Consider the following 20,637-nt stretch of genomic DNA (forward strand, 5'->3'; position numbering starts at 1 on the left):
GTGGTTTCACTCGGCTTCGCCGCGGGCGCGGGCGAGCACCTCCTCGACGCTGAGCGGGCTGGCCGGATGGTGGGTGAGGCACAGCGGGGTGGTCACCCGCTGGAAGCCGAAGGCCTCCCCCGACACGTAGAACTGGGCGCGTTCCAGCCGCGAGATGTCGTCGACGGGGCTGCCCTTGGCCCTGGCCAGTTCGTTCGCGGCGGCGATCTGCGCCGGGCTGTTGAGCCTGCCGAAGAACTGCGTCATCGCGTTGCCGACGACCTGGTTGTGCAAGCCCTTCGGTGCCTGTGTCGCGAACAGCAGTCCCAGGCCGTATTTCCGCGCCTGCGAGGCGAGCACGATGGTGCTGCGGGTGCTCGCCGTGAGCGTCCCCGACGCGGCGAGCATCTGCGCCTCGTCCATGACGAAGAGGGCGCCGAGCGGCCGGTCACCGGCCGGATTCCGCTTGGCCCAGGCGAAGAGTTCCATCTGGAGCTGATTGACGAAGTTCTGCCGCTGCTTCTCCGAAGGCAGCCCGATGAAGCTGATCACCGAAACCCGTGCCCGCTTGCCTTCCCCGGGAGCGAGCAGGAGCGCCGGGTCGACGGGCTCGCCGCCACCCGCCAGGAGGGGGTCGTTGACCATGGAGGCCTTCAGCAGTTCGGCCAGCTCGGCCGCCAGCTTTCGCCCGTCGTTCAACGTGCTCACCCCGTCGGGCAGGTCTTCGAGCACTTCGATGAGCGCGGGCAGGCTCCGTGATCCGGTCCGGGCGTGGTGTACGACGGCCTGCCGCAGCACCGCGAGCCCGACGGTGGCCTTTCCCGTGCTGCCGGTCAGTTTCACCTGAGGTGCGAGTGTCGCCACCGCGACCTCGACGGCCGCGTTGAACTCGTCCTCGTCGTCGAGGACACCGGCGAAATCGGGCAACGGCTGGAACGCGAGCGGCCTGCCACCGGCCCGCCCCGGTGTCCACACGACGACGTCGGTCTCGGCCAGATAGCGCTCGGCGAGCCCGGCGTCGTCCGCTCCCCAGGCCTCGGGCGGCTCCGGCCAGGCGTCGCCGAGGCGGGCGAGGTCGTTGTTCGGGTCCAGCACGATCGCGGAAACGCCCTGCAGCGCGCACTCCTCCACGATCCGTCGCAGCAGCACCGTTTTCCCGGAACCCGAACCCGCGAACACCGCGGCGTGCTTGCGCAGGGCCGCCAGTTCGATCCGGACCGGTTTCCCGCTGCCTGACACGGCGCCGAGGGTGATCTCCCCTTCCGCCATCGGGGGCGTCTCGGTGGACACCGCCCGGGGCAACGGTTCCGGCAGGACTTCCGACAGGAGTTCCGACCGGCCGGCGGGCCGCCGGTCGACGAGCCACTCGTGCAGTTCGCGGCTTCCCTCGGCGAACATCTTGTCCAGCGCCCAGAACGTGCGGATGTCCGCATCGGACATTCCCCGGGATTTACCGCCCTGCTTGAAGAATTCCTTGAGTTCCGCCTGGGTCTTCACCCCTGGCGACCACGCCGGGTTGCGCAGCAGCACCAGATGCCGGTTCTCCGCGCCCTTCCGGACCCCGGCCGCCGATCGCGCCTTGCGGAACCGGTGCAGCGCGGCGATGTGATGCGACGCCGCGATGGCCCGGAACGCCCAGTGTTCCTCCAGGTCCGACGCTTCGTCCACCGTTCGGGTGAGCCAGGCGTGCAGCTCGTTCCGGTCGCTCTTCGCGCCATGGACCCATTCCATGTTGTCGTTGCCGACCTCGGTGATCCATCCCCGGATCGCGGCCGACAGCAGCCGGGGCATCACCTTGTCCTCGGCCTTCGGATCCAGCAAGGCCGACGGGTCGGCCTCCGAGCGAAGTTCCTCGAACCGCTTGTCCAGTTCCGCGAACCGATCGGCGGCCATCGCCGGACGCGGCGGTCCAGCCGAGCGCACACCGCCTTCGTCGAACGTGGTCAGCTCGATCACCCGGCCCGCCCGGACGCAGGCGTCGATATGCGCGCCGATCCGTTTCAGGACGTCTCGCGGCGACATCTCCTCCCATTCCCCGTCGAAGGCCGACGGGGCCACCGGCCACGTGGGACAGGGAGGAACGAACTTCATCGTCTCGTACGCGACTCCGAGGCGTTTCTCGACCAAGGCCCTGCCGACTTCGGCATCGGTGACCCGGCCGAGGATCAAGGCTTCCCGGAAGCGATCCGGGACGGTGTCGGTGGCCTTCTCCTTGAGCAGCTCCCAGGTGCCGGGGAGGCACGCGAGGACCGTCATGGTCCTTCTGGTCACCTCCCTCAGGCCCATCAGCCCGTCCGCGATCTGGGCGACGAGCAGGTCCTGTTCGTCGCTGTCCCGCACTTGCCGCTGGCCGACGGCGGACCGGGCCACCAGGGTGTCGAGCTGATCGACGGCTATGACGATCGGCCCGGTGAGTGCGAGCAGCCGCGTGATGTTCCTGACCTGCGTCTTCGCGGATTTCGGGTCCGACCGGATCCCCCATTTGCGACGGTCACCGGATTTCGACTCCGGGAACACGCCGAGGTAGTCGTCCCCGACGTAGTTCTTGCTCGGGTCTTCGCTCGCGTAGAGCACCAGCGCCCGTGCCGTGTCGGCGCATTCCCTGGCGACGTCCCGATCGAGGCCGCGCAGACCGTCGACGAACGTGTCGACGTCGGCCCTCGACAGGCCACGCCCGTCCAGGATCTTCTTGGTGACGTTCGCGTCGATGCTCGCGCGAAGGCAGACGCGGCGGAGGAAACTGGTGAGCTGAGGGACGCCGGAGCCGTCGAGCCGCGAAAGCCCCCGGCGCATCGCCTCGGCGGTGTTCTCCCAGAACGCGTCGCCCGCCGTGAGGTCGTTGAGGAAGAAGTAGCCGCGGGCGTCGTGGGCCTGTTTCCGGACGAGGCCGAGCAGGTGGGTCTTGCCCACACCCTTCTTTCCTTGGAGGACCAGTCCGATCGGGCTCGGGCCGTCGCTGGCGACGGCCTCCTTGATCCCCGAGCTGACCTGCTTCAGCACGCCGGTGTGCAAGCCGTCGACGTGGTACGGCGAATCACGCCACACGTGATCGGGGGTGTCGGCCCAGTCGAACCGCAGGGCCGCGAGCGCGCTCAGCTCGTCCATCACGGCGCCTCGATCGAGAGCAGATGGTTGTCCTCACCGCCGATGCGGATCGCCGCCTCGTGATCGGCGGCGGTGAGCGCCTTGCGATTCGATTCCGGCACCAGATGCGCCTGTCCCGACCGGCTGAGCTCCTTCAAGACCGCGTCGACGTCCACAGTGGACGCTTCGCCGAGCATCGGCCGCAGCTCCACCAACGAGACCCAGTCGCGCGGCGAACGGGACAGTTTGCGGTAGGCGATCCGGATCCGGGACTCGATCTCCTCCACCGTCAGGTCGACCTCGGGCATGAAGAGGTCGGCGAGCCGGAGCTTCTCGCGCCGGAGGTGTCTGCCGAGCCCACCGAGCACGACGTACAGAGCACTGCCCAGGCTGCCCCGGGGCGGCGGCGCCTCTTCCTGGCTCAGTTCCTCCTCGCACCAAGCCCAGCCGCGCTCGGTCAGCTCGTGGTAGAAGGGACGGCCGCGTTGTTCGCTGGCGACCAGATCGAGGCCGTTGAGCTGACGGCGTTCCTTGCCGTCGAGTGCGAAGCCGACGATCTCGCGCAGCTCCGGGTTCGACACCTCGCGGGCGACCACCATCAGCGCCAGCATCGCCGCGGTCTGCTTCTGTCCCAATCGATCCGTCATCCGTGATCCTTCCGTACGTGATTAGCGCTGATCGAGAAATCCGCTGAATCCGTGGCGTGTCACCCTGGCCTCCGAGGTGCGCACGGCCCATTCGATCGCCTCCCGCGTCTCCGGCGGGGCGAGCACGCGATGTCCCGGTACCGCGTCGGTCGCGCGGACCCGTGTCGCCGACATGAGCTCCTCGGCGAGGTCCTGGACCCGTTCCCGGTCCCCCGCGCCGATCGCGATCTGCAGCTCGGCGACGATCTCGTCCACGAAGCCCCACATGAGCGGCCGCAGCCGGGCGTGCGCGGTTTGCCGGAGCACGCCGGCGACGTCGAGGTCGCCCGGTTCGACGAGTGCCGTCGTCCCTCTGAGCTGGTCGACGAGGTTCTGGGCGATCTCCATCGGTCCACGCGACGGGCCGAACCGGAGATGCCGCAGATTGCCGACGTACCCCGGCAGGCTGTTCGGCTCGGTTCCCTTGGTGAGCACCGGGACGACGCGGCGGTCCTGCCCGAGGGTCCGGTGCAGGAACAGTTCGACCTCGGCCGACTGCCAGCGGCTCACCTCGCGGTCGACGATCAGGCACAGATGTTTCGCGTCGTCCGCGGTCTTTTCGAGCAGCGACCGTTCCCCGGACAACGACAGCACCGGCCGGACACCGAGTTCCACCAGGTACTTCATGAGTTCTTCGGCGAGGTACATCGTCGGCCTGGTCGTGCTGACCCGGACGTCGTGGGAGAAGGTGCGCTTCTCCGCCCGGACCGCGGCGACGTAGGCGTCGCGGTTCTCCGCGAGCAGATCCGTCCGGTCGAAGTCGTGCGCGACGACCGCCGCGACCGTTTCCAGCGCGAAACTGATCTGGTCGGCGGTCGGGCTGATCTCCGTCATCACCGGGAGCTGTTCGCCGAAGGTCCAGAAGGAGACGTACGGCAGCGTCAGATGACGCGACATCACGTCCGGCGAGACCTCGCGGTCGAGCCAGCTGCGGAACAGATCCTTGGTCTCTTCGAGACAGATGCGCCGCCACTCCTCCGAGCGCGCGTACTCCTCACGAGCGTCGAATCTGGACAGCACCGGAAGGACGGTGAGCTGTGGACGGTCATAAGGCATGCGGTCGCGCGCGGCGTTGGCGCGTTCGGCGATGTCGACCGCGCCCCGCATGCTCTGCACGTTCGCCGTGAAGAGGACGACGAGCCGGTCCGGAAGATGGGCGGTGCAGATACCCCCGATGTCGGAGATGCCCGTGCGGCTGTCGATGAGGACGTAGTCGTAGGCGGCCGTCCACTGTTCACGGCATTGTTCGAGGTAGTCGCCGAAACCCTGTTCGTACAAGCCTTCCCAGTCGAGATCCTGCACTCGCCGGACGTAGGCGTCGTCCCCGCGGCCGGCGGTGATGACGTCGAGTTTCACCTTCCCGGTCAGCCGGGTCGTATGCGCGCCCGGAGCCAGCCTGCCCTCACGGAAGTCGTCGATCAGGTCCACGACGCCACCTGACGGGGGCGCGCTCATCATCGGCCGGAAGTAGGTGTCCAGGCCTGGCGCTTCGAGGTCCCAGTCCAAACACAACACCCGATATCCCCAGCGTGCCAAGAGAACGGCGATGTTGGCCAGGGTGAAGCTCCGCCCGACGCCGCCCTTGTAGGAGTAGAAGGTGACCACGGTTCCCGGCATGGGTCAGAACCTCGGCAGCTTCGACGGTCGCGGCGGATCGGGCGGCGGTGTTTCGATCGGCCACTCCGGAGACCACGGCGGTGCCTGCTCGATGATCTCCACCAGTTCCTCCACCATCCGCCCCAGCTCGTCTTCGAACTCGATGTACTCGGGGGTCTTCTGGTACTGCGGATGCGGTTTGTTCCAGTCCCGGAAACTGCGCATCCGGCGTTCGTGCGCCCAGGCGGGGTAGTAATCCGAGTCGCTGAAGATCACCGGATAGATCAACCGGCCCGCCTTCGTCACGCCGTCCCGCGCGACGATTTCCTCCCGCTTCGCCATCGTGTGCCATTCGGCGAGGCACCGCTCGTCGCGAAAGTACTTCGGGGAGCAGACCGGAATCAGGATCCGGGCACGCTGCAACGCCTCACGGACTTCCCGGGGCCAGTTCCCGCCGACGGCGACACTGTCTTCGAGAAATATCTTGACGTCATAGTCGACATTGTCGTCCAGAAGTCTCTGCAGCCGAGGGTGGAAGTGATTCCGCACCCAGTCCGGGGCGTCGCCTCCGCCTCGGCGATAGCTGATGAACACGTCGTACTCGTACACGAGCGCCATCGCCCCTTCGCACCCGGATCCGTTTGACAGCACCGATCGTAGGGGCCGAAGACACTCTCAAAAAGGTACAAAAACACGACAAAAACTGGACACGGAGCCGCCTACGAGTCCGCGAAAGACAGAAAGATGACAAGCGGGAGACAATGGGTGCCCCGCGCGCGTCCGATCGCCGAGAATGCGACCACCCGGCACCCTTCACTGACAGGAGTTTCGATGGCCGACAACGAGCCACCGCATGTGTTCGTCACTTACGCACATGATTCACCGGAGCACAAGGAACGGGTCCGCCACTTCGCGGATTTCCTGCACGGCCGGATCGGTCTCGAAGTGCACCTTGATCAATGGGACGACGGCGAACGTCGCGACTGGTCTTTGTGGGCGTTGAAGCACCTCGACACGGCGAATTTCGTGGTCGTCATCGCCTCACCCGACTACAAACGCCGCGCCGAGGGAAACGCGGCGTTCGACGAAGGACGCGGCTCCCAGTTCGAGGCGGCACGGATCCGCGATCGCCTGACCAGGGATCTCGGCGGTGAGATCAAACGGATCCTGCCGGTCGTGTTCCCCCAGCAGTCCGTCGACGACATCCCGAACTTCCTCAACCCGCACTCCACCACGAGATATCCGGTCGACGTGTTCACCGAGGAGGGTGTGGAAGATCTTCTGGCCGCGATCACCGGCAGGGCCCGGCACCAGCGCCCCGAACGCGGCCAGTGGCGTGGCGGCGCGGTGAGCGCGGCGGGCCCCGGCAAGACCTCGGTCGCGACCTGCCTGGAATGGCGGGCGTGCAGCGACGGCATCCGGACCGAAGGCGCGCGGATCAACGGCGTGCACTACGCGGACAGCATCGTCTTGCGGGCGGCGGAGCGGCTCGCCTACGTCGAAGTGGACCTCGGCATGGCCTACCGGAGATTCACCGCGATGGCCGGCGTCCTCGACGACGCCGCCGAACCCTTCCAGGTCGGACACTTCCGCGTCCTCCTCGACGGACGGCCGTCACCGGAGGTCAAGGTGGCGTTGGGAAAACCGGCGAAGATCGATGTCGGCGTCACCGGTGTGCTGAGGCTCCGGCTGGAGTTCCACCGTCCGGGCACGACGGAAAGCAGGTGGCTGCCGGAACTGGCGTGGGGCGATCCCGTGCTGGAGTAGGGCCGGTGTCGCTCCCGATCGGCGTGGCAGGCCCGGTCGCCACGTTCGCCCAACCTCCAGCCACAGCGGCTGCGCACCAGTACATGATGGCCCCCTTCCTTGCGTCTAGCGCAAGGAAGGGGGCCATCATGTACTTGAGGAAGTGCGTCAGACTTGCCCAGGAGGAGCCGGCGAAGAGTCAATTGTCCAAAAGGGACAGCAGTTCTCGTTGTGGCGTCCGGTTTGGGCGCTTCGCGCGGGGCCATGGGTGGCGAGGACGGTTCTGTTGAGGGGTAGGGCAAACGTGGCGTGGTCGAAGGCTCCCTTCGCCACATTAGATGCAGTGACGGGGGGCCTTCACGCGCATCCGCTGTGACTACTGGGGCTGGTGGTGTTGCAGAGCCGCGGGTGGCGATCGTGTCTTCCGTGAAGGCCTCCTTCCCTACCTTCAGAGTAGGGAAGGAGGCCTTCACGGACCGGCGGCCAAAAGCCACCCACATTCAGGTGCGACACCCACGTCCCCCTTGCCCCTCAAGAGAAGTCGGCCTCCTCCTGCACCAGCTCCCGCAGCTTCACCAGCCCCCGGTGCTGTTTCACCCGGACGTTCCCCGGCGACAGCCCGAGCGCGGCCGCGGTCTCGGTGGCGCTCAGCCCGACGACGATCCGCAAGGTGAGCACCTCCCGCTGCAGTTTCGGCAGCCGGGCGACGAGCCTGCCCAACCGCGCGCCGAGGTCGACGTCGAGCATGTGACTTTCCGGCTCGTTGCGGATCGGCCCGGCCTCCGGCAGTTCGGGTACGGGATCGGACCGGTCGCGGGACACCGCGCGGAAGGCGTCGGCGACCTTGTTGGCCGCGATCGCCCGCACGAGATAGAGGAACGAGCCGCCGCGATCCTCGTACACCGGCAGCATTTTGAAGACCGCGAGGCACACCTCTTGCGCGACGTCGTCGGCCGACAGGTAGGAGAGATCGCGCCCGCCCATCCGCGCGCGGCAATAGCGCACCAGCATCGGCTTGACGACGGCGAGCAGCCTGTCGACGGCATCCTCGTCACCGGCCTTCGCCGCCATGACGAGCGGATCGAGCATCTCTTTGGTCAGCCGGCCCGATGGGCGCGGGAGGGTGTCCAGGGTGCGGTAACCCCGGACTTCGCCGTCGATCGGGTGGGTGTCGATGGTCGGCATCGGCTCAGCCCATCACTTTCGCGGTGGAATCGAGCCGCCGCACCTGCGCGATGAAGGCGTTCATCCGCCACCGCAGGCTGTACGCCTTCGCCGTGTCGCCGAAGACCTTCTTCTTGTGGAGGATCGCGGCCAGTTCCCCGACGGTGCGTCCGTCCGCCTCGGAGATCTTGAGCGAGATCCCTTGCCGGATTCCGTCGGATTCCGCGGACCGGGCGATCATCGGGTTGCCGTCGTCCGCGACGGACCAGCCCTTCCTCGCGATCTTCTTCTTGAAGACCTGCCGCAACTGCTGCCCGGTCAGGGTGGTTTCCACGCGCCGTGGCCGGAATCCGTGTCTCTTGAAGGCGATGTAGCCCAGGTACACGACGGCGATCACGACGAGGATCAGCACACCGGACGTGCCGTTTCCCTCGGTCGTGGTGTCAAGGGCGATTCCCATGTTCTCTCCCGGGCGTTCGCGGTCCGAATGCCCGATAATCGAGGAAATCGCGGACGGCGTTGCGCGCCGGAGTTTGTTGTCCTGATTTTGTCCGTTGCCGTTCGCCGGAAAGCGGGCAGATCAAGGACAGCTTTCGCCAAGGCTCGATCATCGGTAGCGAAACCGGCCCCTGGATCGATCCCTGCGCTGTCGAATCGCCACGATCACGGGGAGAGAGCACGGATGACGGATCGTTTCGATGTCTTGTTGTGTTTCACTCCGGACGGCGCGGCTCCGGTGGACGGGCCGGAAGCGGCTCTTCGCGACGCGGGGCTCCGTGTTCTCCGGGACACCGCCGTCGACGAGTTCGCCGACGCGCTCGCGAACTCCCGTCTCGTGCTGGTCCTGTGCTCCCGTGCCGACCGGGCCCTGGTGGTCGATCCGGGGGCGGACGGCGAACAGGCCGTCGATCCGCGGGATCTGCCCGCCTTCGTCTGGCTCGTCCGGCGCAAGGTGGCCGACGCCCGCCGCGGACGCCCGGCCCGGACGGTCGGGCGGTATCGCGAGCTTCTGGCGCTCCACCGTGGCCTGCACGCACACTCGGTCCTGATGGTGCGAGGCCTGCCGGGTGTCGGCAAAACCGTGTTGACCGAACAGTACGCCCGCCTCTTCCAGGACACCTTCGACGGCGGTGTCCTGCGGCTGGGCCCGTTCGGGCAACACGCGCCGGAAGAGGTCCTGTCCCAGTTCCACCTCGCGCTGGCCCGCGCGGCCGGCGACCGGCTGGGCGCCGATCTGTCCGGCATCGGCTTCGACCGGCTGCGCGACCACGTCGCCGAACGGATCGGCGCCGACGGGCGCCGCGTTCTCGTCCTCATCGACGACGTGCCGCCGGGGCTCCCTCCGGACGTCCTCGAACGGCTGCTCCTCCCTACCTCCACGGTGTCCACAGTGCTCGTGAGCCGGGTGGGGAATTCTCCGTGGGACGTCGCCACGCTGGACCTCGCCGGGTTGTCACCGGCCGAAGGGCTCAGGCTGTTCAGCGACTACCGCGCACCGGCCGACGACACCGAGCAGGAAGCGGTGCTCCGTCTCGTCGACCACTGTGGCGGACATCCGATCACACTGCGCGCCAACGCTTTGGCGGTGCGACGCCAGGGCGAACCGCTCGCGTCCTGTCCGGACACGGCACCGCCGGCGATCCGCGGTCTGCTCGCCGGTTGCGGTCCGGTCGCCGCCGGGATCATCCGCCTCGGCGGACTGCTGGCGCCGGTCCCCTTTCCACTCGGCATCGCCCGTGACGTGCTCGGAGACGGTTCCGTGGAAGCCGTCGGCGAACTGGAAGAACAAGGTCTCGCCTCGCTTGTGGACGGCGGATTGCGGCTGCAACCCCTCGTCGCCGAGGTGGCCAGGGCGGGGCTCGATCCCGGCGACCTGCCCGCTTCCTCGGCGAAGTCCTTGCTACGACTGCTTTCCGACGAACGCGCCGAGTACCGGGACTTCCTCCTGCAGCATGCCCGCGCCCTGGCCGAGCGCACGTCCGCGGCGCTCCGGATCCGGCTGCTGCGTCCGGTCGCGGCCGCTCACGAACGGCACCGGGATTTCTTCGCCGCCGGTGAGGTCCACGCCGTGATCCTGTCCACCGAAGGCGCCACGAGCACGGACTTCGTGACGGCCGCACGGGTGGAGATCGCCTGCGGGCTGTATCCGGAAGCCGTGCGACACGCCCGGCACGCGCTGCTGTCCGCGGCCGACGACGAGGAGCGATACGCGGCCAAACTGGTCGCCGCGCAGGCATTCGACTGTCAGGGCGACTACGGCGCCGGCGAACGGGCTTTCTGGCACGAGCTTCCCTGGCGGGGTGAAGCCCGGCTGTCCGCGGTCGTGGCGAGCGCACAGGCACTGCGTCTCCGGGGCCGGGCCAGGGAGGCCATCGCCTCGCTCGACACGGTCCTGCCGGAGCTTCACGACTCGCCATCCGGCGACCTCCTGCCGTCGGCATTGCTGGAATACTCCCGCGCCCTGCTGCTCGACGACCGGCCGCGGCGGGCACGCGAAGTCGCGGCGGAGGTGATCGCGGCGTTCCACGCCACCGGCAGAGTGCGGCATTTCCGGTGCACCGACGCCGAATTGCTGTGGGCCGAGGCGACGGTCACCCTCGACCTCCAAGACCTTCACCCGGACCGGTCCGTCGCCGCCCTGCGCGAGCTCGAAAGCCGATATGGACGGCGCCACGGCACGGAGAGCCCGGCGGCCTTGACCGCCGCGGCCCTGGCCGGCCGCGCGCTCCTGCTGCGGGGGCGGCCGGAACAGGCTCTGCAGGCGCTGAGCGCGACCGAGCGGACCGTCCTCCGCGTCTTCGGCGGCGAGAACCGCTTGCGGTACCGGATCAGGCACGGCATGGCCCTGGCGCACGGACAGTCGCGCGACTTCGGCCGCCAGGCCGAACTCCTCGAGGAGATCCTCCAGCCACAGATCCGCTTGCTGGGCGCGACTCATCCGGAAACCCTCGAAAGCCGGCTCGACCTCGGCCTCGCACTGGCCTTCAGCGGACGCGACCAGTACCGGCGGGCCACCGAACTGGTCGACGGCGCCGCCGACGACATCGTCGCGACGCTCGGCCCCGCGACCGAACTGTCCGAGAAGGCGATCGCGGCGAAACGGGTGCTGCGGGGCACAGCGAGTCAGTTCTCCGACGGCCGCCAGCGCACTCCGTAGGCGAAACCCGGTGTCAGATGCCGAAACTGGACATGAACCTCGCCCGACGCGTCCGGCGTCAGGGAGAACCCGCGCGCCGCCTCGTCGCTCGCGTCGTCCTGGAAGACCCGTTCCAGCAGGACGACTTCCACCGGGATCGGCAGGGCGAACCGGACGTGCAGATCGAACAGATCGACCGGATGCCGCGGGACGCAGACGAAATGCGGATGCCTGAATTCCGCCCGGAACCGCAAGGCGATCTCGTGTTTGCTCAGCCGCTTGAGCGGGCTGGGCAACCGCAACGCCAGCCCGACGCGATCGGTGGACTCCATCACCCGTCCGGTCAGCCGTCCACCGTGGAACACGTCCACGCGGAGATCTTCACTGCCGATGGCCTCGCCCCGGTAGACCGAGTCGGTCAGGGTGAGGGCCAGGTCCAGTTCGGCGATGTCGTCGGCATCGGCGACGATCCGGCGGGATTCGAGGACCTCCGGCACCGGCTGGTCGAGCGCCACCGCGACGCGCAGTTCCTCCGTGTGCCATCTCCGGCTGGGCTGAGCCGCTTCGGTCTCGTCGGATTCGCTTGTGGACGCGACGGCGACCTCGGCGAGCTGATGGATGCCGTCGTCGATCCGGCGGCGGGCGGTCCGGTCGTCGCGCTGCAGATGCCTGGCCAGCCAGCGCACCCGATCCTGATAGAAGGGGTGCGCCGCCTCCGGATGCAGCCCGAGCGCGGCCAGCACTGCGGTGCACAGGTCCTCGGGCAGCGAACGCGCCCATCCGGACAGGCATTCACCGAGTGTCTTCCGGATCGCCGCGTTCCCCTCGCCTTCGGCCATGCCGCAGACCCCGCGTAACGCGGGTCCCGCCCGTTCGGCCAGCTGAGGGGCCGCGATTCCCCGGCCCCTCCGAAGCAACTTCAATTCGCCGGCCAGATCCGCAGCGCTGACGGTCACCAGTCCTCCCCTAGTGGTTCAAGCACGGTCGTCAATAGTCGCCAGCCCGGCGGCCCGTGTCCAGCCGGTGGCGGCCGTGTATCGCCGATCGTTATTTTGGGTTTTCGTTTCCCGCTCATACGGGAAACAGGAAACTCCTTGTCGCCCCCGGACCGGCGACGCATTCTTGGTGAGCCGCCCCAATTCGCGGCGATAACACCTCGACCAGCGGTTTTCCCGCGTTGCCGAGTGCTGCCCTCATGCGCTCACCGAAGGAGTCGGAATGACCGTCAAGTGCTCGCTTTCGCTGCTCTTACGGATCGCTTTCTGGCTGTGGGTGGTCGCGCTCCTCATCGGGGTGGCGCTCGGCAGCGCGGCGGGGACCGCGCCCGCGAACCCGGTCTCTCCCGTGGTCGCCACACACGGAAAGGAGGTGGACTGACCATGCAGACCCACGCCATCGGCCTGATCCTGGCCCTGCTCGGCATCGTGTTCGGCTGAGGACACGGTATGAAACACACCCGCGTCCGGCGGCCGGATCCGCGGATCCGGCCGCCGGACGGAAGCCACTGCCGGAACATCGTCCACACGGCCATACTGATCCTCCGACGAGGATGGGTGCCGATGAACGAGAGAGCAACGTTCGGAGCGGAGTTGCGTCGCCGCCGTAAAGCGGCGGGCCTTTCGCTCACCGAACTCGCCGCCCGCACTCACTACAGCAAGGGTTACCTCAGTAAAGTCGAGACCGGGATTTCCGCGCCGAATCCAGCACTGGCGGAGTTGTGCGAAACGGAACTCGGCGCGGAAGGAGAGTTGAAACCGCTGCTGCCCGGCGAACCCGTGCGGCGCCGGACGCGGCCGGACGTCAGACCGTCCGGCCTGCCACCGGCGACCTCGTCCTTCACCGGCCGGGCGGCCGAACTGCGGGCGGTCCGCGCGGCGCTCGAAGCCGACGGAGGTGTCTGCGTCGTGTCCGGCATGGGCGGTGTCGGCAAGACGGAACTCGCGGTGCGATGCGCGCACCGGCTGGAATCCGGATTCGCCGACGGCTGCCTGTTCGTCGACCTGCGCGACGAAGCCGGTGAACCCGCCGCGGTGCACGACAGGCTGCTTCGCGTGCTCGGTGTCCCTGCGGACGGCATCCCGGCCGAGCCCGCCGATCGCGCGGCGCTGTACCGATCGCGGCTTCGCGGCCGCAGCCTGCTTCTCGTACTCGACAACGCGGTGAGCGCGGCGCAGGTGCGTCCGTTACTTCCCGCCGAACCGAAGTGCCGTGTGCTGATCACATCGAGGTCCAGGCTGAGCGCGCTCGACGACGCCACGCACGTCTCCTTGGACATGCTCCCGCTCGACGCGGCGGTCGACCTCTTCACCGCGATCACCGGCGTTCCCGCCGGACCCGCCGTCACCCGGGTGGTCCGGCGCTGCGCCCGGCTCCCCCTCGCGATCCGGATCGCCGCGGCGCGGCTTCGCGCACATGCCGCGTGGGACGTCGCGGAACTCGACCGGCGGCTGGCGGACGAATCGGCCCGCCTCGGCGAACTGGACGACGGCGAACGTTCGCTCGCCGCCGCGTTCCGGCTGTCCGTCCAGCAGTTGAGCACCGCCGAGGCGAGACTCTTCGGGCTGCTCACCGTCCATCCCGGAACCGACGTCGACGTCCATACCGCGAGCGCGTTGAGCGCGCTTCCGTTCCGGGAGGCCGATCGGCTGCTGGACCGTTTGCACGAAGCCCATCTGCTCACCCAACCGGACTCCGACCGATACGGATTCCACGACCTGTTGCGCGCGTTCGCCACCGAATTCGTGCTCACCGACGCGGAGGACGGCATGAAGGCCTTCAGCAGGCTCACCGATTTCGCGGTGCGGACCGCCGCGCTGGCCGACCGGGAAATCACCCCGCACCGCTACTTCCCGGAGATCGCCTTCGACCCCGGCGTCCCGGAACCGGCCAGACTGGACGACAGCGAGATGGCGATGTCCTGGTTCCGCGCCGAATGGCCCGGCCTGGTGGCCCTGTGCCGGACGGCGGGCGAACGCGGCGAACACGAACGATGCTGGCAGCTCGCCTTCTTCCTGCGCGACTTCTTCTTCGTGGCCAAACTCTGGGACCCGTGGCTGGAGACGCACCGGTGGGCGCGCTCGTCCGCCGAAGCGCTCGGCGACACGTGGGCGCTGGCCACCACCACCGCCAACCTCGGGGTCGCGCACGTCGATCGCGGCGACCTGGACGAAGCTTCGGCGTACTACGGCGAAGCGCTCGCACTGTTCCGGCGGATCGGTGACGGGCACGGCGAGACCACCACCCTCGCGCACAACGGCTGGGCGGAGCACTATCGGGGCAACCACGACGACGCCTTGCGGGATCTCCGGCAAGCGCACGCGTTCTACGTCCGTGACGGCAATCGCCGCAACGCCGCGATCACCGACCGCGGGATCGCGCTGGTGCTGACCGCGCTGGGGCGATCCGAAGACGCCGCCGCGATCGCCGGCCGGACGCTGGCCGTCTTCGACGAACTGGGGCTGGATCTCGACGCCGCCATGGCGCTCAATTGCCAGGGCTGGGCCTGGTACCACGCGGAGCGCCACGACCTGGCCGCCTCGGCCTATCGTGCCGCCGCGAACCGGGCGGAGGCCTGCGGGAGCCGGTACGAAACCGCGCGCGCCTACACCGGGCTCGGCAATGTCGCGGCCGCTGAAGGCTCCGCCGAACTGGCGGCCGAACTGTGGGATCGAGCCGACGAGATCCACCCGGGCCTCGATCAGGTGATGGTCGGCGAAGCCCGCGTACGGATGGTGTGACGGCCGAGGTCGGAGGTGTCCGGCATCGCTCAACCGGCGTAACGGGCCGCGAGGCTGCTACGGTGGGTCTGTCGCGGTTCAGACACCAGCCGCCGGGTCCCTTTTCCGGGTCCGGCCTGCCCATGGGCAGCAGCCGGGCCACCGTACCGGCAAGGAGTCAACTTGACCGACTACCGCGCTCCCGCTTCCGAACTCCCCCGTCCGACACGGAGATTCGTCTCTTCCCTCGACATCTCGATCACGGCTTCCGCCACCGACACGGTGGTCACCGTCGCCGGCGAAATCGATCTCGGCGTCTCCGACGACCTGCGCAAGGCGTTGGACGAGGAGCTCCGGTTCAAGCCGTCGGTACTGATCGCCGATCTGTCCGCGGTCACTTTCTGTGATTCGTCCGGCTTCACCGTCTTCGTGCAGACCCGCGCGAACGCCGAAGAAGCCGGTGTTCCGTTCATCCTGGTCACCCAGGAGCGGGCCCTGCTTCGCCCGATGTCGCTGCTCGGCCTCGACGCGGTCCTCACCGTGCATCCGACGCTCGATTCGGCACGGGACATGCTCACGCACTGACCAGCTGTCATGATGGACGGTTGTGACGGGTGACAAGGATCCAGGCTTCCGTATCGGCGGACGTCCAGTGGCGGGACGGCTGACCGAAGTCCTGCCTTCGCTCGCGAAGACGGTGCTCTCCGAGATCGTCCTCCGGATCCCGGAGTACGGCCTGCTGCCCGCCGAGGAGCTCAGCGGCGACATCACGCATGTGATCGAGCAGAACCTGCGGTCCTTCATCGACACTCTGCGCACCGTGGCCACGCCGACGCGGCGAGAGCTCGACTTCCTCCGCGAATCGGCGGCGAGGCGCGCGGAAGAGGGCCTCCCGATCGACATCGTGCTCACCGCATACCACATCGGCGTCCAGGCGGTCTGCGCGTCGCTGATGCAGGACGCGCGCCCGGATGAGATCGACGACGTCCTGGCCGTCAACGCGCTGACCCTGCGTTACCTGGAGGTGGTCACGCCCGCGGTCGGCGCCGGATATCTCGACGAACGCCGCACGATGTTCGACGACGAACGGTCGGCGCGGCACACGGTGCTCTCCGCGCTGCTCGACGGCGAACCCGCGGAAGTCGCGGCGGGGCAGGCGGGCCTGCGGCTGCCGCCGTGCTACATCGTCCTCGCGGCGTCGGTCGGAGCGCATCCGGACGAGGAGGTCGACGGGGTCGACCCGCTGGTCGCCGGGCGGCGGAAGCTCCGGCGGCTGCGGGTCGAGCTGGAGCGCCAGATCCGGGGCACCGTCCTGACTTCGCTCACGCCGGACGGCGGGCTCGCCTTGCTACCGCACGAAACCGCGGCCGACGAACTGTCCACACGGGACTGGGCGCGGCTGGAACGCGTCCTCGCCGACGTCGCCAGGACGGCGGGCGCCGAGGTCATCGCCGGGACCGCCGCGACCGAGCCGTCCGGTGTGCCCGCCGCGGCGAAGCTCGCGCAGGACGTGCTCGCGGTCGCCACCGGAACCGGGCGGCCGCCCGGGCTGTACCGGCTCGACGACGTCCTGCTCGAATACCAGCTTTCGCGTCCGGGCCCGGCACTCGACCGGCTGGCCACCCGCCTGATGCCGCTGGACGGCAACGAGGAACTCCTGCAGACGCTGGAGACCTTCCTCAACCGAGGCGGGCGCCGTCAGACGGCCGCGGCCCTGCACGTCCACCCCAACACGGTCGACTACCGGCTGCGCCGGATCGCCGACCTCACCGGGTTGGACCCCACCCGGCTCGAACACATCGCCCTGTTGAACGCGGCCCTTTCGGCTCGCGCCGCCACCCGGCGCAAGCCCTTGTGACGCGTCACAGCACGTGGAGGGTCCCGCTCTCGCACAGGCCGAGCAAGCGGCAGGCGGAGCGGCACTCGCCCGCGAAGACGAGCAGATCCGTCCCTGTTTCGTCTGCGAGCAGCTGCGCGCGTTCGAGCGTCCGGATGCCCGTCACCCCGAAGAACTCGAGCTCGGACAGGTTGACGATCACCGTGGTTCCGCTGCCGTGGAGCCGCTGGTCGAGCATCTCCCACAGGCGCGGCGCGGTCCCGAGGTCGACCTCGCCGTTCATCTTGACGACGGTGGTCCCCTTGATCGGCCTGCTCACGTGCAGACGGAGACGTCCCCGCGATTCTTCGAGTGCCCGCGGCTCGGAGGACACGGTGAAGGCGCGCTTCTTGTCAAGCGCGCGGGGCGTCGACAGGGAAGTCATGTGTGGAAGTACCCAGGCATACGGTGCGGCGAAACCGGCCGTCCGCTTGAAGCCCCCGGAAAGCGGGTATCACCAGCACGTCGGAGGTGATGTCCCATGTCCGCTGAACACAACGGCCGCGGGCCGGTGGTGACCGGTTTCGACGGCTCGCCCGAGGCCCGCCGCGCCGTCCGCTGGGCGGTCGCCGAGGCGAAGACCCGCGGCCTCGGCCTGGTCCTCGCGTACTGCACCCACGATCGGCTTCCCCCGCCCGGATCGGACCCTGTCGCGACACCGCTGAACGAAGCGGTCCCCCAGGCCGCCGACGAAGCCGCGGAAGTGGAACCCGCCCGGCGGCAGCTCGCCTCGATGGCCGAAGCGCTGAAACGCTCCGACGCGGACCTCGATGTCCGCACGGTCGTGCGCGGAGGCGTTCCGGAGCAGGTCCTGACCTCGGTCGCCGACGAGACGGACGCGGCGATGATCGTGCTCGGCGAATCCCACGCGGGGTTGTTCACCAGGGCCGTCCTCGGCTCGACGGAATCCGGCGTGACCAGGACCGCCGGCCGTCCCGTCGTGGTCGTGCGCGGGGACGAGCCACCGCCCGGCGGGCCGGTGATCCTCGGTACCGACGGTTCGGAGCAGAGCTCGCAGGCGGCCGGGTTCGCCTTCGATTTCGCCGCCCGGCACGGGCTCACCGTGCACGCGGTGCACGTCGCGCGGATGCCGCTCTGGGGTCCCGCGAGCGAGCCGCTGCTCGGCGGGCCGGTGCTGGATCCGGCGCCCGGTATCCCCCAGGAGGTGGCCGACGAACTCGTCGCGCGGCAGCTCAAGCCGTGGCGGGAGCGCTATCCGGACGTCGCCGTGGAGATGGTGCACGGGGTGGGGCCCGCCGCGCAGGCGTTGACCGTGCAATCGAGTGAGGCCGCGCTGCTGGTGCTCGGCCGGAGCGATCACGGCGATCTCCGGCGTCTCCTGCTGGGTTCGGTCAGCGACGACGCGCTGCACCACGCGCATTGCCCGGTCGCGGTGGTCCGGGCCCAGCCGGTCGGCTGAGCCCGGCGTCTCACGAAGAAGCGAGTTCTCCGAGCGTGCGTCGCGAAACGCGGAGTTCCGCGGCCAGCAGGAGGCCGCCCGTGCGGGCCTGGGCGAGCGCGTAACCGACGTCGGCGACCTTGTCCCAGGCCTCGGCCGCCGTGTCGCCCGCGCCGACCTTGCCGGCCAGCAGGCATTCTTCGAGCTGGCCCTGCAGACCGGGCAGGACCTGGATGAGGTCGTCGGCGAGCTGCTGCAACGCCCCGATGGTCCGGCACAGGTCGGCGGGCGAAGCGGATTCACCCGCCCGCAGGCTGCTGTGCAGGTGGCGCACGACTGATCCGGCCTGTGCGGCCAGCAGATACGGAGGCTCCTGCGACTTCGGACTCATTGCCCTGAAATACCCCGTCCGCGACCTGCGAAAACACGTTTGTGCCGAGCAGGCCAGGGGTATCAGCGGTTGTGAACAGCGACGTACTCACCTTCGGGGTGGAGGAAGAATTCTTCGTGGTGGACCGGACCGGTCATCTTTCCCCGGTGGGCGGCGCCGTCGTGGACGCCGCGGACGAAGACGAGGGTGAACTCCAGCAGGAGCTCACCCGCTCCCAGGCCGAATCGGCCACCGGTATCTGCACGACCCGCGACGAGGCCGAGCGGCAGCTGACGATCCTGCGGACCAACCTGGCCGAAGCCGCCGCACGGCGGGGCCGCCGCCTGCTGCCCAGTGGCAGCGCACCGCTCACGGAAACGGCTTTGCCCGCCATCACCCCGAATCCGCGTTACGAGCGGATGTCCGAACATTTCGGGGCGACCGCGCGGACGTCGCACACCTGCGGCTGTCACGTGCACATCGCCGTCCCGGACCGGGAAACCGGGATCCGGGTGATCGACCGCGTGCGGCCGTTCCTGCCCGCGCTGCTGACCGTGACCGCCAATTCCGCGATCTGCGACGGATACGACACGGGGTACGCCAGCTGGCGTTACCAGCAATGGAACCGCTGGCCCTCGGCGGGCGCGCCGCCGCGGTTCGGCTCGCTGGACCACTACGAGAGCATCGTCGATGCCTGGCTCCGGGCGGGCGCCATCCTCGATCGCGCGATGGTCTATTGGGACGTAAGGCTTTCCGAGAAACAGCCGACGGTGGAGTTCCGGCTCGGCGACGTCGCGGCCACCGTCGGCGAAGCGGTCCTCTACGGGGTGCTGATCCGCGGCCTGGTCGGCACGATCCTCGCCTCGGAGGAACGGCCGTCGAAGTTGTCCAACGAGGTTCTGCGCGCGCAGATCTGGCGGGCGTCGCGGGAAGGACTCTCCGGGCGCTGCCCGCATTTCCGGACCGGCGATCTCGCCCCGGCGAGCGACGTGCTCGACGACGTCGTCACGTTCGCGTCGGGAGCGTTGGCCGAAACCGGTGATCTCGACTTCGTCCGCGACGGGTGTGCGCGGCTGGCCGCCGAGGGCGGCGGGGCCGATCGGCAACGGGCGCGGTTCGAGAAGCGTGGTGTGGCGGACGACGTCGTGGACCTGCTCGCCGTCCGGCCCGCCCGTGATTGAAGCCGTAACTCCCGTGCTCGAAAGCGTAACTCGCGTGATTGGAGCCGTATCTCGTGACTTACGGCTCCAATCACGCGAGTTACGGCCCCAAGCACGCGTCTTACGGCTTCAAGCCCGGCCGAGTTCCGGCGGGCGGCGCAACGGACCCCAGTCCGCGTCGTGTCGCGCCCGGTCCCGCAACAGATCCCGGGCCTCCCCGAGCACCGCGGTGGAGATCCTGCCGACCGGTTCGGGGTCGGTCAGCAGCGGCTCGTTGTCCGGACCCGATCCCACGATCCGGCCCGCCAGCACCCACGGCTTGGTGTCACGACGGCGTTCGTGGCTGAGGTGGCAGTAGTCGTAGAGCCGCCGGGCCAGCCAGAGTTCGAGCGGCTGATCCCGCCACCAGGGTTCGGGATCGAGGGGGTTCACCGAAAGCCCCGGCAGTTCCACACCGGTGAGTTCGTCCCGGCTCATGCCGGGGCGATGCTCGGGAGTCGGCGCCCACCGCACGTACAGTCCTTCCCGCCTCCTGACCAGCACGGCGAGATCCCCCAGTGACTCCAACCGTTCCATCGAGCACTCCAGCCGGAAAATGGACACGGTGACCGGCGCGCCGGCGTCCCTGCTCCGCCGGGGCTGCCCACGCCGGTCCACCTCACGGCCGGTGGACGTACAACCTCGCTACGCCGGCCGTTGTCTTCCGGTTACCCACTCGTCACGCG

Annotated in this window: 18 protein-coding genes; 8 read left to right on the top strand and 10 right to left on the bottom strand. The window is 68.7% G+C overall.

The window, feature by feature from the left end:
* Window positions 1-6: 6 nt before the first annotated feature.
* The 4 genes from ACSMFO_RS05595 to ACSMFO_RS05610 are packed head-to-tail and all read right to left on the bottom strand — an operon-like array spanning window position 7 to window position 5,963.
* Window positions 7-3,084, bottom strand: coding sequence for an ATP-binding protein (locus ACSMFO_RS05595; protein ID WP_436457236.1), 3,078 nt, complete (start codon window positions 3,082-3,084; stop codon window positions 7-9).
* A complete protein-coding gene (locus ACSMFO_RS05600; protein ID WP_436457237.1) occupies window positions 3,084-3,710 on the bottom strand; it encodes a hypothetical protein in 627 nt (208 codons plus the stop codon). Before ACSMFO_RS05600 ends, ACSMFO_RS05595 begins: the two co-directional genes overlap by 1 nt.
* Window positions 3,711-3,731: 21 nt before the next feature.
* Window positions 3,732-5,366 (bottom strand): CATRA system-associated protein, encoded by a 1,635-nt coding sequence (locus ACSMFO_RS05605; RefSeq protein ID WP_436457238.1) that lies wholly within the window; start codon window positions 5,364-5,366, stop codon window positions 3,732-3,734.
* A gap of 3 nt (window positions 5,367-5,369) precedes the next feature.
* A complete protein-coding gene (locus tag ACSMFO_RS05610) occupies window positions 5,370-5,963 on the bottom strand; it encodes a TIR domain-containing protein (protein WP_436457239.1) in 594 nt (197 codons plus the stop codon).
* 213 nt (window positions 5,964-6,176) lie between these two features.
* On the opposite strand from ACSMFO_RS05610, the gene ACSMFO_RS05615 reads away from it, so the two are divergent.
* Window positions 6,177-7,112: an SEFIR domain-containing protein gene (locus tag ACSMFO_RS05615; RefSeq protein ID WP_436457240.1), complete on the top strand. Its 936-nt coding sequence runs from the start codon at window positions 6,177-6,179 to the stop codon at window positions 7,110-7,112.
* 510 nt (window positions 7,113-7,622) lie between these two features.
* Here ACSMFO_RS05615 and shbA read toward each other — a convergent pair.
* Window positions 7,623-8,276 carry an RNA polymerase sigma factor ShbA gene (gene shbA, locus ACSMFO_RS05620; RefSeq protein WP_436457241.1) on the bottom strand — a complete coding sequence of 218 codons (654 nt, stop codon included), beginning with the start codon at window positions 8,274-8,276 and terminating at the stop codon, window positions 7,623-7,625.
* Window positions 8,277-8,280: 4 nt separating this feature from the next.
* Window positions 8,281-8,715, bottom strand: a complete 435-nt coding sequence (locus ACSMFO_RS05625; RefSeq protein ID WP_400564273.1) for a hypothetical protein — start codon at window positions 8,713-8,715, stop codon at window positions 8,281-8,283.
* Window positions 8,716-8,937: 222 nt separating this feature from the next.
* Between ACSMFO_RS05625 and ACSMFO_RS05630 the strand changes: the two genes are divergently transcribed.
* The gene (locus tag ACSMFO_RS05630; protein ID WP_436457242.1) at window positions 8,938-11,412 is read left to right on the top strand and encodes a hypothetical protein; all 2,475 of its coding nucleotides are present in this window, start codon (window positions 8,938-8,940) and stop codon (window positions 11,410-11,412) included.
* Here ACSMFO_RS05630 and ACSMFO_RS05635 read toward each other — a convergent pair.
* Entirely contained in the window at window positions 11,379-12,347 is a 969-nt protein-coding gene (locus ACSMFO_RS05635; RefSeq protein WP_436457243.1) for a hypothetical protein, read from the bottom strand. The two genes, ACSMFO_RS05630 and ACSMFO_RS05635, sit on opposite strands and share 34 nt — an antisense overlap.
* Before the next feature lie 262 nt (window positions 12,348-12,609).
* On the opposite strand from ACSMFO_RS05635, the gene ACSMFO_RS05640 reads away from it, so the two are divergent.
* The 4 genes from ACSMFO_RS05640 (at window position 12,610) to ACSMFO_RS05655 (ending at window position 16,965) form a co-directional block, all read left to right on the top strand.
* A complete protein-coding gene (locus ACSMFO_RS05640; RefSeq protein ID WP_158073266.1) occupies window positions 12,610-12,768 on the top strand; it encodes a hypothetical protein in 159 nt (52 codons plus the stop codon).
* 182 nt (window positions 12,769-12,950) lie between these two features.
* Window positions 12,951-15,128: an ATP-binding protein gene (locus tag ACSMFO_RS05645; protein ID WP_436457244.1), complete on the top strand. Its 2,178-nt coding sequence runs from the start codon at window positions 12,951-12,953 to the stop codon at window positions 15,126-15,128.
* 162 nt (window positions 15,129-15,290) lie between these two features.
* Window positions 15,291-15,692, top strand: coding sequence for an STAS domain-containing protein (locus ACSMFO_RS05650; protein WP_436457245.1), 402 nt, complete (start codon window positions 15,291-15,293; stop codon window positions 15,690-15,692).
* A gap of 22 nt (window positions 15,693-15,714) precedes the next feature.
* Window positions 15,715-16,965: a PucR family transcriptional regulator gene (locus ACSMFO_RS05655; protein WP_436457246.1), complete on the top strand. Its 1,251-nt coding sequence runs from the start codon at window positions 15,715-15,717 to the stop codon at window positions 16,963-16,965.
* A 4-nt stretch (window positions 16,966-16,969) separates the two neighbouring features.
* Here the strand turns inward: ACSMFO_RS05655 and ACSMFO_RS05660 are convergent, their stop codons facing one another.
* Window positions 16,970-17,368 carry an STAS domain-containing protein gene (locus ACSMFO_RS05660; RefSeq protein WP_436457247.1) on the bottom strand — a complete coding sequence of 133 codons (399 nt, stop codon included), beginning with the start codon at window positions 17,366-17,368 and terminating at the stop codon, window positions 16,970-16,972.
* Between the two features lie 96 nt (window positions 17,369-17,464).
* Here ACSMFO_RS05660 and ACSMFO_RS05665 point away from each other — a divergent pair, with 96 nt between their 5' ends.
* On the top strand, window positions 17,465-18,403 hold the full coding sequence (locus ACSMFO_RS05665) for a universal stress protein (protein ID WP_436457249.1): 939 nt from the start codon (window positions 17,465-17,467) through the stop codon (window positions 18,401-18,403).
* Window positions 18,404-18,413: 10 nt separating this feature from the next.
* On the opposite strand, the gene ACSMFO_RS05670 is transcribed toward ACSMFO_RS05665, so the two are convergent.
* A complete protein-coding gene (locus tag ACSMFO_RS05670; protein WP_436457251.1) occupies window positions 18,414-18,773 on the bottom strand; it encodes a hypothetical protein in 360 nt (119 codons plus the stop codon).
* Window positions 18,774-18,844: 71 nt separating this feature from the next.
* Here ACSMFO_RS05670 and ACSMFO_RS05675 point away from each other — a divergent pair, with 71 nt between their 5' ends.
* A complete protein-coding gene (locus tag ACSMFO_RS05675) occupies window positions 18,845-19,933 on the top strand; it encodes a carboxylate-amine ligase (RefSeq protein ID WP_436457253.1) in 1,089 nt (362 codons plus the stop codon).
* Between the two features lie 108 nt (window positions 19,934-20,041).
* Here ACSMFO_RS05675 and ACSMFO_RS05680 read toward each other — a convergent pair whose 3' ends face one another.
* On the bottom strand, window positions 20,042-20,488 hold the full coding sequence (locus tag ACSMFO_RS05680) for a DUF6098 family protein (protein ID WP_436457255.1): 447 nt from the start codon (window positions 20,486-20,488) through the stop codon (window positions 20,042-20,044).
* Window positions 20,489-20,637: the final 149 nt, after the last annotated feature.

It is taken from the genome of Amycolatopsis sp. w19 (assembly GCF_051373225.1).
In the GTDB taxonomy this organism is placed as follows: Bacteria; Actinomycetota; Actinomycetes; order Mycobacteriales; family Pseudonocardiaceae; genus Amycolatopsis; species Amycolatopsis japonica.

What these genes read in the sequence shown, in the direction of transcription:
- ACSMFO_RS05595 (WP_436457236.1), bottom strand. Translation starts at nt 3,084, where the DNA reads ATGGACGAGCTGAGCGCGCTCGCGGCCCTGCGGTTCGACTGGGCCGAC.
- ACSMFO_RS05600 (WP_436457237.1), bottom strand. Translation starts at nt 3,710, where the DNA reads ATGACGGATCGATTGGGACAGAAGCAGACCGCGGCGATGCTGGCGCTG.
- ACSMFO_RS05605 (WP_436457238.1), bottom strand. Translation starts at nt 5,366, where the DNA reads ATGCCGGGAACCGTGGTCACCTTCTACTCCTACAAGGGCGGCGTCGGG.
- ACSMFO_RS05610 (WP_436457239.1), bottom strand. Translation starts at nt 5,963, where the DNA reads ATGGCGCTCGTGTACGAGTACGACGTGTTCATCAGCTATCGCCGAGGC.
- ACSMFO_RS05615 (WP_436457240.1), top strand. Translation starts at nt 6,177, where the DNA reads ATGGCCGACAACGAGCCACCGCATGTGTTCGTCACTTACGCACATGAT.
- shbA (WP_436457241.1), bottom strand. Translation starts at nt 8,276, where the DNA reads ATGCCGACCATCGACACCCACCCGATCGACGGCGAAGTCCGGGGTTAC.
- ACSMFO_RS05625 (WP_400564273.1), bottom strand. Translation starts at nt 8,715, where the DNA reads ATGGGAATCGCCCTTGACACCACGACCGAGGGAAACGGCACGTCCGGT.
- ACSMFO_RS05630 (WP_436457242.1), top strand. Translation starts at nt 8,938, where the DNA reads ATGACGGATCGTTTCGATGTCTTGTTGTGTTTCACTCCGGACGGCGCG.
- ACSMFO_RS05640 (WP_158073266.1), top strand. Translation starts at nt 12,610, where the DNA reads ATGACCGTCAAGTGCTCGCTTTCGCTGCTCTTACGGATCGCTTTCTGG.
- ACSMFO_RS05645 (WP_436457244.1), top strand. Translation starts at nt 12,951, where the DNA reads ATGAACGAGAGAGCAACGTTCGGAGCGGAGTTGCGTCGCCGCCGTAAA.
- ACSMFO_RS05660 (WP_436457247.1), bottom strand. Translation starts at nt 17,368, where the DNA reads ATGACTTCCCTGTCGACGCCCCGCGCGCTTGACAAGAAGCGCGCCTTC.
- ACSMFO_RS05665 (WP_436457249.1), top strand. Translation starts at nt 17,465, where the DNA reads ATGTCCGCTGAACACAACGGCCGCGGGCCGGTGGTGACCGGTTTCGAC.
- ACSMFO_RS05670 (WP_436457251.1), bottom strand. Translation starts at nt 18,773, where the DNA reads ATGAGTCCGAAGTCGCAGGAGCCTCCGTATCTGCTGGCCGCACAGGCC.
- ACSMFO_RS05680 (WP_436457255.1), bottom strand. Translation starts at nt 20,488, where the DNA reads ATGGAACGGTTGGAGTCACTGGGGGATCTCGCCGTGCTGGTCAGGAGG.